Annotated in this window: 9 protein-coding genes; 7 read left to right on the top strand and 2 right to left on the bottom strand. The window is 68.2% G+C overall.

Annotated features, from left to right (window positions below):
- The first annotated feature begins 61 nt into the window (after positions 1–61).
- Positions 62–1,147 (top strand): GTP 3',8-cyclase MoaA, encoded by a 1,086-nt coding sequence (gene moaA / locus RTM68_RS14255; protein ID WP_312172072.1) that lies wholly within the window; start codon positions 62–64, stop codon positions 1,145–1,147.
- Between the two features lie 3 nt (positions 1,148–1,150).
- On the opposite strand, the gene RTM68_RS14260 is transcribed toward moaA, so the two are convergent.
- On the bottom strand, positions 1,151–2,365 hold the full coding sequence (locus tag RTM68_RS14260; protein WP_312172074.1) for an amidohydrolase: 1,215 nt from the start codon (positions 2,363–2,365) through the stop codon (positions 1,151–1,153).
- 10 nt (positions 2,366–2,375) lie between these two features.
- Positions 2,376–3,023 (bottom strand): TetR/AcrR family transcriptional regulator, encoded by a 648-nt coding sequence (locus RTM68_RS14265; protein ID WP_312172075.1) that lies wholly within the window; start codon positions 3,021–3,023, stop codon positions 2,376–2,378.
- A gap of 166 nt (positions 3,024–3,189) precedes the next feature.
- On the opposite strand from RTM68_RS14265, the gene RTM68_RS14270 reads away from it, so the two are divergent.
- The 6 genes from RTM68_RS14270 to RTM68_RS14295 form a co-directional block, all read left to right on the top strand.
- Positions 3,190–4,857, top strand: coding sequence for an ABC transporter substrate-binding protein (locus RTM68_RS14270; RefSeq protein ID WP_312172078.1), 1,668 nt, complete (start codon positions 3,190–3,192; stop codon positions 4,855–4,857).
- Positions 4,858–4,972: 115 nt separating this feature from the next.
- Complete coding sequence (locus RTM68_RS14275; RefSeq protein ID WP_312172080.1) at positions 4,973–5,797, top strand: ABC transporter ATP-binding protein; 825 nt, start codon at positions 4,973–4,975, stop codon at positions 5,795–5,797.
- Positions 5,794–6,600: an ATP-binding cassette domain-containing protein gene (locus RTM68_RS14280; protein WP_312172081.1), complete on the top strand. Its 807-nt coding sequence runs from the start codon at positions 5,794–5,796 to the stop codon at positions 6,598–6,600. The genes RTM68_RS14275 and RTM68_RS14280 overlap by 4 nt, the downstream gene beginning before the upstream one ends.
- A complete protein-coding gene (locus RTM68_RS14285) occupies positions 6,597–7,685 on the top strand; it encodes an ABC transporter permease (RefSeq protein WP_312172084.1) in 1,089 nt (362 codons plus the stop codon). Before RTM68_RS14280 ends, RTM68_RS14285 begins: the two co-directional genes overlap by 4 nt.
- 1 nt (position 7,686) lies before the next feature.
- Entirely contained in the window at positions 7,687–8,817 is a 1,131-nt protein-coding gene (locus RTM68_RS14290; protein WP_312172086.1) for an ABC transporter permease, read from the top strand.
- The coding region (locus tag RTM68_RS14295; RefSeq protein WP_312172088.1) for a glycoside hydrolase family 3 protein at positions 8,817–10,047 on the top strand (1,231 nt) is incomplete at its 3' end. The genes RTM68_RS14290 and RTM68_RS14295, both read left to right, overlap by 1 nt.

Genomic DNA, 10,047 nt, shown 5'->3' on the forward strand with positions numbered 1-10,047 from the left:
ATGGGCATCGGTGCCGGAGCCGCGGGTAGTCTCGGAACATGTCGGGGAGAGGGATCGAGCGATGACGGCTGTGCCGGTCGTGATCGGGATGCGGGCGCCGAGCGCCGCAGTCCTCGATGCCGCCACGCCCGCATCGCAGGGGCTCGTCGACACCCACGGCCGCGTGCATCGCGACCTGCGCATCTCGCTGACGGACCGTTGCTCGCTGCGCTGCACCTATTGCATGCCCGAGCAGGGCAACGAATGGCTCGCGCGCACCAGCATCCTGTCGACCGACGAGATCGTCGAGGTGGCGCAGGTTGCGGCCTCGCTCGGCATCCGCACGTTCCGGCTCACGGGCGGCGAGCCGCTGCTGCGCGCCGACATCGTCGACGTCGTGCGACGTGTCTCGGCGATCGAGGGCGACGAGGGTCCCGTCGAGGTCGCGATGACCACGAACGGCATCACCCTCGCGAAGCATCTGCCCGCGCTGATCGAGGCCGGCCTCACCCGTCTGAACATCAGCATCGACACGGTCGACCGTCAGCGCTTCGCCGACCTCACGCGCCGCGACCGCATCGACGACGTGTTCGAGGGCATCGCGGCAGCGGCGGCATCCGAACTCCGCCCGCTCAAACTCAACACCGTCGCGATGCGCGGGGTGAACGACGACGAGCTGCCCGACCTGGTCGCGTTCGCGATGGAGGTCGGTGCGCAGCTGCGCTTCATCGAGCAGATGCCCCTCGACGCCGGACACACGTGGGATCGCGCCTCGATGGTCACGCGCGAGGAGATCCTCGAGAAGCTCGGAGCACGATGGAGCCTCGAGCCCGTGCCCGGACGTGGCGGAGCGCCGGCCGAGAAGTGGCGCATCGACGGCGGGCCGCACGAGGTCGGCGTGATCGCCTCGGTCACGGCTCCGTTCTGCGGTGCGTGCGACCGCCTGCGACTGACCGCCGACGGACAGCTGCGCAACTGCCTGTTCTCCAACGCCGAATACGACCTGATCGACGTGCTGCGCGGTGACGAGGCGTCCGATGCGGGTCAGCGTGCCGAGGGGATCGCCGCCATGCTGCGTTCCTGCGTGCACGGCAAGCTGCCCGGGCATGCGATCAACGACCCGTCGTTCCTGCAGCCCGCCCGCGGCATGAACGCCATCGGCGGCTGAGGCTCAGCCGAGGAACTCGCGCGCGGCGGACGACAGCGCGGTGACGCCGACCTCGATGGTCGGGTGGATCACGGGCGCGAAGAACGGCGAGTGGTTCGTCGGGATGTCCTTGTCGAGCGTGCCTGCCGCGGCCGATGCGGCGAAGGTCGCCGGGTCCACGCCGCCCCAGAACCAGAACACGAGCGGGGCTCCGGTGTCGCGGGCGAACCACGAGACGTCCTCGCTGCCGGTGAACATGCCGGGGTCGATGACCGACGCCTCGCCGAGCGCACGCTGCAGTGCCGACGTGACGCGCGCCGTGGCATCGGCGTCGTTGATCGTGGGCGGCAGGGTGTGGTCGGTGCGGATCTCGGGCTCGCGCTCTGCTCCCGATGCCGCGGCCTCGGCGCGCACGATGCGCTCGACGCTCGCGAGCACCCTGTCGCGCATCTCGTCGTTCGGGTAGCGCAGGCTGAGCTCGAGCTTCGCCTCGGCGGGGATGATGTTGTTCTTGAGTCCGGCGTGGATCGAGCCGACCGTCACGACGGCGACATCGCGCGGGTCGACCTCGCGCGAGGGGATGGTCTGCAGGCGCATGACGGTCGCCGCGGCCATGACGACGGGGTCGATCGTCGAGTGCGGGCGCGAGCCGTGTCCGCCGCGTCCGTGCAGCACGACGGTGAGGCCGTCGGATGCGGCCATCTGCGTGCCGGGACGCACACCGATCGTGCCGGCGGGCAGGGGAGTGACGTGCTGTCCGAGAACGATGTCGGGGTGCGGCACGAGGTCGCGCAGACCGGCGTCGAGCATCGCACGGGAGCCGGCGCCGTACTCCTCGGCCGGCTGGATCAGCACGACCAGGGTGCCCGACCAGTCGGCCTGCTCGGCGACGAGCTTCTCGACGGCGCCGATCATGGCGGTGACGTGCATGTCGTGGCCGCACGCGTGCATCACGGGCACGGTGTTGCCGGCCGGGTCGATGCCGGTCGCGGTGCTCGCGTAGGCGAGGCCGGTCTCCTCGCCGACGGGCAGGGCGTCCATGTCGGCGCGCACCCAGACGACGGGACCGTCGCCGTTCTCGAGCACCCCGACCACGCCGGTGACGCCGATGCCCTCGTGCACCTCGAGGCCGAGATCGCGCAGATGCCCGGCGGCGATGCCGGCGGTGCGGGTCTCCTGGAACGACAGCTCCGGGTGCTGGTGCAGGTCGATGTACAGCGCTTCGAGGTCGATCGTCATGGCCACGAGCCTAGTCGCGGCGGTAGGACTCCAGTGCGGGCCCGGGGTGCAGCACGCCGTTCACGATCGCGCGGATCGCGAACTCGCTCGCCTCGCCCAGGTCGATCACGTCGCGGTGCAGCAGCCACTGCAGCTGCAGGCCGTCCATCACGGCGAGGATGCTGGCGGCGGCCGTGGCGATCGTGCCGGTGTCGGTCACGCCCTCCTGCGCGCACAGCAGCGTGAACGCATCGGTGACCTCGCGGCGCAGGGTCGTGTAGCGGTCTTCGAAGTACTCGCGGCCCGGGTGGTTGTCGGTCACGGATTCCGATGACAGCACGGTGTAGGCCTGCACGATGCCGGGGCGACGCTCGTTCGCTATCGCGGTGCGCACGAGGTGCAGGAACAGCTCGGGGCCGCCCGGGATGTGCTTCTCGGCGAGGTTCGCGACGTCGGCCTGATCGCGGTAGGCGAGCACCTCGAGCAGCAGCTTCTGCTTCGAACCGAAATGGTGCAGCACTCCCGCATGGGTGATGCCGACCTGCTCGGCGACATCGGCGAGCGTGCCGTTGGTCGACCCCTTGTTGCCGAAGATCTCGACGGCTGCTTTGAGGATCTGCTCCCGCTTCTCGCGGGTGGCAGGGCGGACGGACGTGTGGGCGACAGCATCCTTCGACATGGTCCATCCTCTTCTGCGCGGAATCCTGCACTGGATCGTACTTGCAACTCTACTTACTGACGGGTAACCTCGCATCAGCTTACTTTCTCGCCAGTAAGCAAATCTCGTCGGATGCCCGTGCAGACGACGGTCACACAGCACAAAGACCCGTGCCCAAGGAGAAGCAATGAAGCTCAGAAAGTCCCTGATCGCCGCCGCGGCGGTCTCCGCACTCAGCGTGTCGGTCCTCGCCGGCTGTGCAGCCGGAGGATCGAGCGACGGTGACGCCGGTGCCGGCGGCGCAGCCCTCACGATCGCCAAGCCCGACGGAGCGATCACCACCGAGTCGAACAACCCGTACGTCGGCGACTCGTCGGCCTCGAAGTACGGCTACGGCAAGGTCATCTTCGAGACTCTCGGCCTCGTCAACCAGACCGGCGACCGCGAGGTCACCCCCTGGCTCGCCGAGAGCATCGAGTGGAACGACGACTACACGGCCGTCACGGTCGTGCCCCGCAAGGACGTCACCTGGAGCGACGGCGAGCCGTTCACCGCTGAAGACATCGTCTTCACCTACGAGCTCGTCTCGACGCCCGAGCTCGACACCGCGGGTCTCAAGTTCGAGGGCGCGACCATCGAGGGCGACGCGGTCACGCTGACCTTCGGTGAGTCGAAGTACGTCAACCAGGCTCGCGTGCTGCACGTGCCGATCGTGCCGAAGCACATCTGGGAGAAGTTCGACTCGCCGGCGACCGACCCCGTGAAGGGCGACGACCTCGTCGGCACCGGCCCCTACGCCCTCTCGAACTGGTCGACCGAGTCGGTCACCCTCGAGGCCCGCGAGGACTACTGGGGCGGCGACCTCGCCGTTCCCGAGCTGCACTACGTCTCGTACGGCGACAACACGGCTCTCACCACGGCGCTCGCGCAGGGCGAGGCCGACTGGGCGCAGGCGTTCATCCCGCAGATCCAGGAGCAGTTCCTCGACGCCGACCCCGAGCACAACAAATACTTCGTGGCGCCGACCACGGGTTCTGCCACGCTGTTCATGAACCTGCAGGAGAAGCCGTTCGACGACGTCGTCTTCCGACAGGCACTCGCCTGGGTCATCGACCGCGACGCCTACGTCGACATCGCCCGCGAGGGCGCGAGCGAGCCGGTCTGGTCGGTGACGGGTCTGTCGTCGATCCTCGAGGACGAGATCCAGCCCGCGTTCCAGGGCGAGGACTACTCGGTCGACGCCGAGAAGGCGCGCGACCTGCTCGAGGGCGCCGGCTACACCTGGAAGGACGACGCGCTGATCGACCCCGACGGCACGCCCGTCTCGTTCACCCTCTCGGTGCCCTCGGGCTGGAGCGACTGGAACACCGCGCAGGAGCTCATCGCCGAAGACGTCACCGAGGCGATCGGCGCCGAGGTCAAGATCGACATGCCCGACTGGGGCGGCTGGGCAGGTCCCCGCGACGAGGGCACGTTCTCGGCGATCATCCACTGGCTCGAGGACAGCGGCACGGCCTACGGCCTCTACACCTCGACGATGGACCCGCGCTGGATCTCGCCCGACGGCATCGCCGGGTTCAACTTCGGACGTTTCGACGACCCGGCCGCCACCGAGGCGCTGAACGCCTACGCCAACGCATCGTCCGACGACGTGCGCACCTCGGCGATCACGACGCTCGAGCAGATCTTCGTCGACCAGGTGCCGGCGATCCCGCTCGGCGCGCACCCGCTGCTGGGCGAGTACAACACCCGCAACTACGTCGGATGGCCGTCGGAGGAGGACCCCTACGCATCGGGTGACCCGACTCAGCAGAACATCGTGATGATCCTCACGAAGCTGAAGCCGGCCGAGTAAGCAGCGCACGGGCGCGTTTCGTCTCGGTGCTTCGCTCCTCGCTCAACGACCGGTGATGCCCGGTCGTTGAGCGAGCGGACCGAGACGAAACGCCCCACCCGACGAAGGACACCCCATGACAGACACCCTCCTCAGCGTGCGCGACTTCTCGGTCGTGTACGACGTCGATCCGCCCGTCGAGGCGGTGAAGAACGTGACGCTCGAACTGCAGCGCGGCGAGATCCTCGGTCTCGCCGGCGAGAGCGGATGCGGCAAGACCACGCTCGCCTACGGAGTGCAGCGTCTGCTGCGGGCGCCCGCCGTGATCTCCGGAGGCAGCGTGACGTTCCACGATGCATCCGGCGACGACGTCGACATCAATGCGCTCGGCGTCGAGGCCATGCAGAAGTTCCGCTGGGACAAGGTGTCGATGGTCTTCCAGGGGGCGATGAACGCGCTCAACCCGGTGGCCACGATCGGCTCGCAGCTCGAGGACGTCTACGAGATCCACCGCCCGGACATGACCCGCAGGCAGCGCCGCGCCGAGGCCGAGGAGCTGCTCGAGATCGTCAAGGTCGGTCGGCAGCGCACGCGCTCGTTCCCGCACGAGCTGTCGGGCGGCATGCGCCAGCGCGTGATGATCGCGATGGCGCTCGCCCTGCGCCCGCAGCTGATGGTCATGGACGAGCCGACCACCGCGCTCGACGTGCTCGTGCAGCGCGAGATCCTCAAGCAGATCTCGCAGCTGCGTCACGAGTTCGGCTTCTCGGTGATCTTCATCACCCACGACCTTCCCCTGCTGCTCGAGATCAGCGACCGCATCGCGATCATGCGTCAGGGCGAGATCGTCGAGCTCGCCGCGGCCGAGCAGATCTGGACGAGCCCGCAACACGACTACACGAAGACGCTGCTGTCGTCGTTCCCCCGTCTCACCGGTGCGAGAGGAGTGCTGACGCGATGACCACTCTCGAGTTCGCGAATGTCACCAAGGTCTACAACGTGCGAGGCGCCGGACGGCTCAAAGCCCTCGACGACGTCAGCTTCACACTCGAGTCGGGCCAGACCATCGGTCTTGTCGGTCAGTCCGGCAGCGGCAAGTCGACGATCGCCAAGATCCTCACCCAGCTCGAGACGCCCACGAGCGGAGAGGTGCGCCTCGACGGCAGGCCCATCCCGCGTCGGGGCAAGGGGCTGCGGAAGTACCGTCAGCAGCTGCGGATGGTGTTCCAGGACCCGTTCGCCTCGCTCAACCCGTACCACTCGATCAGGTACCACCTCGAGCGGCCGATCCGCCTCGACGACGTCGTGCCGAAGAAAGAGACCGAGGCCGAGGTGCGCCGCCTGCTCGCGCGCGTGCGGCTCGACGCGGATGCGGTGATCGACCGCCGTCCGCACGAGCTGTCGGGTGGCCAGCGGCAGCGTGTGGCCATCGCCCGTGCCCTGGCCTCGCGACCCGCTCTGCTCGTCGCCGACGAGCCGGTGTCGATGCTCGACGTGTCGATCCGCCTCGGCGTGCTGAACCTGCTCGCCGACCTGCAGCGCGAAGAGGGACTCGGCGTGCTCTACATCACCCACGACCTCGCGACCGCGCGTCACTTCAGCGACCGGATCATGGTGCTCAACCAGGGTCGGGTCGTCGAGTACGGCGACGCCGACGACGTGATCCTCAATCCGCAGGACCCCTACACACGCGAGCTGCGGGCGGCGTCTCCCGACCCCGACAAGCACTTCGCGACGGCCGGCTCGCACGGAGGTGCCCAGTGACCACCGCATCCCCCCAGCTCCCTCTCATCGAGGACGAGAACCGCGATGCGCTCGAGGTCGGCACCACCGCGACCACCGCGCAGAAGGGCCGCGCGGTCGTGCCCTGGCGGTTCTTCGCCGGACGGGCGGGCTTCTACCTGTTCACGCTGTGGGCGGCCATCACGATCAACTTCTTCCTGCCGCGGTTCATGAAGGGCGATGCGGTCAGCTCGTATCTCGCCCGCAACCGCAACATCAGCCCCGAGGCGGCGGACTCGCTGCGCATCCTGCTCGGCATCGACTCCGACAAGACCATGTGGCAGCAGTACGTCGACTACTGGGCGATGCTGTTCCGCGGCGACCTCGGCATCTCGACCCTGCACGGCCTGCGCCCGGTGTCCGAGGTGCTGGCATCCGCCCTGCCCTGGACGCTCGGCCTGGTCGGTCTCGCGACGATCATCTCGTTCGTGCTCGGCACGGTCGGCGGCGCGATCGTCGGCTGGAAGCGCGGCAGCCGTCTCGACGCGCTCATCCCGATCACCACGTTCTTCAACACCATCCCGTACTTCTGGCTCGGCCTCATCGCGATCGCGATCTTCTCGTCGACGCTCAAGTGGTTCCCCTCGTCGCACGCCTACGACAAGGGGCAGTCACCCGAGTGGAGCTTCGACTTCATCGGCCAGGTGATCATGCACGGCACCCTGCCGGCGGTCACGATCATCATCGCCTCGCTCGGCGGCTGGATGCTGGGCATGCGCAACATGATGCTCACGGTGCTCGACGAGGACTACATCACCGTCGCGCAGGCCAAGGGCATGCCGAACAGGCGGGTGCTGTGGGCGTACGCCGCCCGCAACGCGGTGCTGCCGCAGATCCAGAGCTTCGCGCTGTCGATCGGCTTCATCGTGGGCGGGACGATCGTCATGGAGATGGTCTTCAGCTACCCGGGCGTCGGCAAGCTGCTGCTCGACGCCACCAACGCGAAGGACTTCGCCCTGATGCAGGGAGTCTTCCTCGTGATCACGCTGTCGGTGCTGGTCGCCAACATCCTGGCGGACATCGTCTACGCATACCTCGACCCGCGCACGCGCCAGACGGAGGCCTGACATGAGCGTTCCCACCTCGACCGAGTCCACGGCACCCGACGGCAGCACGATCGCCACCGGGATGCCGGAGACCGCGACGTTCCGCACCGCGGGCGACGACGTGCCCGCCCGCAAGACCTTCTGGTCGCAGATGGCGCAGTCCTTCGCGATGTTCCGCAACCCCAAGTCGATCGCGGGTCTGATCATCCTCGGGGTGTTCGTGCTGATCGCGATCTTCGCCCCGCTGCTCGCGCCCTACGGTCCGACGCAGAAGGACCGTACGGCCCTTCGCCAGGCGCCGTCGTTCGACCACTGGCTCGGCACCACCCACATGGGTGAAGACGTGCTGAGCCAGCTGATCTTCGGTACGCGCGGCGTGGTGGTCGTCGGCTTCCTCTCAGCGATCATCGCCACGATCATCGCGATCACGATCGGCGTCATCGCCGGGTACGTGCGTGGGTGGAAGAGCGAATCGCTCTCGGCCCTCACCAACGTGTTCCTCGTGATCCCCGGCATCCCGCTGATCATCATCGTCGCCTCGCAGTTCGAGAACCCGCCGCTCATCGTGATCGCCGCGGTGCTCGGCCTCACGGGCTGGGCATGGGGTGCGCGTGTGCTCCGCGCGCAGACCATGTCGCTGCGCAACCGCGACTTCATCCAGGCCGCCCGCGCGAACGGCGAGCCGCTGCACCGCATCATCACGGTCGAGATGCTGCCGAACCTCCTGGCGCTGATCGCGTCGAGCTTCGTCGGCACCGTCACCGCGGCCATCCTCGGCCTCACGACCCTCGCCTTCATCGGCGTGATCCCGGTGAGCAACCTCAACTGGGGCACGATCCTGTTCTGGGCGCAGCAGAACGGCGCCTTCCCCCGCCTGTGGTGGTGGTACGTGCCCGCAGGTCTCTGCATCGCGATCATCGGCGTCGCCCTGTCGCTCATCAACTTCGGCATCGACGAGTACGTGAACCCGCGACTGCGGTCGGCGGGTGAGCGCGCCCGGGCGATGAAGAAGAAGGGCCTCAACGTGAACGACCCGGTGACGGCGGTGCGCAGCGTGCCCACGACCGACTCGGGTACCGTGCAGAGCGCGGCGGCAGCGACGACGACCGACTCGAAGACACAGACCGATACGAAGACACAGAACGCCGAGTGATGACCTCTCAGACCCTGACCGAATCCCTGCCGTACCTCGACCCCGAACTGCCGATCGCGGCACGCGTCGCCGACCTCCTCGATCGCATGACGGTCGAGGAGAAGGTCGGGCAGATGCTGCAGCTCGACGCCCGCGACGACCTCGACGATCACGTGCTCGGCAAGCACGTCGGCTCGATCCTGCACACTTCGCCCGAGCGCATCCTGCGCGCGAACGAGCTGACCTCGCAGACTCGGCTGCGCATCCCGCTGCTGGTCGGCGAGGACTGCATCCACGGGCACTCGTTCTGGCCCGGCGCGACCATCTATCCGACGCAGCTCGGCATGGCCGCCACGTGGGATGCCGAGCTGGTCGAGAAGGTGGCCAGGGCCACCGCGGTCGAGGTCGCTGCGACCGGCATCCACTGGACCTTCTCGCCCGTGCTCTGCATCGCGCGCGATCTGCGCTGGGGCCGCATCGACGAGACGTTCGGCGAAGATCCGTTCCTGATCGGAGAGCTCGCCTCGGCCATGGTGCGCGGCTACCAGGGCGAGGGCCTCGACGACCCGACCGCCATCCTCGCGACGGCGAAGCACTTCGCCGGCTACTCCGAGACGCAGGGCGGCCGCGACGCGAGCGAGGCCGACATCTCGCGGCGCAAGCTGCGGTCGTGGTTCCTGCCGCCGTTCGAGCGGGTGGCCCGCGAGGGATGTCGCACGTTCATGCTCGGGTACCAGACCACCGACGGCGTGCCGATCACGGTCAACGACTGGCTGCTCAGCGACGTGCTGCGCGGCGAGTGGGGCTACACCGGAACGCTCATCACCGACTGGGACAACGTCGGCCGCATGGTGTGGGAGCAGCAGGTGCAGCCCGACTACGCGCACGCCTCGGCCGCCGCAGTCACCGCCGGCAACGACATGGTCATGAACACCCCCGGGTTCTTCGCGGGAGCGCTCGAGGCGGTGTCGAACGGTCTGCTCGCGGAGGATGCCTTCGACGACGCCGTCGCCCGCATCCTCACCCTGAAGTTCGAGCTCGGACTGTTCGAGAACCCGCGACTGCCGCAGGACGAGCGGGATGCCGTGGTCGGCAGCGCCGCACACGCCGAACTCAACCTCGAGACGGCACGACGCTCGATCGTGCTGCTCGAGAACGACGGCCTGCTGCCGCTCGACGCCGCGGCGCCCCTGAAGGTCGCCGTGGTCGGGCCGCTCGCCGACGACGCCCAGACGCAGCTCGGCGACTGGG

It is taken from the genome of Microbacterium sp. (genome assembly GCF_031988965.1).
Classification (GTDB): Bacteria; Actinomycetota; Actinomycetes; order Actinomycetales; family Microbacteriaceae; genus Microbacterium.

Bases quoted from the DNA above. Each gene is read 5' to 3' on its own strand.
- RTM68_RS14270 (WP_312172078.1), top strand. From the start codon at position 3,190: ATGAAGCTCAGAAAGTCCCTGATCGCCGCCGCGGCGGTCTCCGCACTC.
- RTM68_RS14260 (WP_312172074.1), bottom strand. From the start codon at position 2,365: ATGACGATCGACCTCGAAGCGCTGTACATCGACCTGCACCAGCACCCG.
- RTM68_RS14290 (WP_312172086.1), top strand. From the start codon at position 7,687: ATGAGCGTTCCCACCTCGACCGAGTCCACGGCACCCGACGGCAGCACG.
- RTM68_RS14280 (WP_312172081.1), top strand. From the start codon at position 5,794: ATGACCACTCTCGAGTTCGCGAATGTCACCAAGGTCTACAACGTGCGA.
- RTM68_RS14265 (WP_312172075.1), bottom strand. From the start codon at position 3,023: ATGTCGAAGGATGCTGTCGCCCACACGTCCGTCCGCCCTGCCACCCGC.
- moaA (WP_312172072.1), top strand. From the start codon at position 62: ATGACGGCTGTGCCGGTCGTGATCGGGATGCGGGCGCCGAGCGCCGCA.
- RTM68_RS14275 (WP_312172080.1), top strand. From the start codon at position 4,973: ATGACAGACACCCTCCTCAGCGTGCGCGACTTCTCGGTCGTGTACGAC.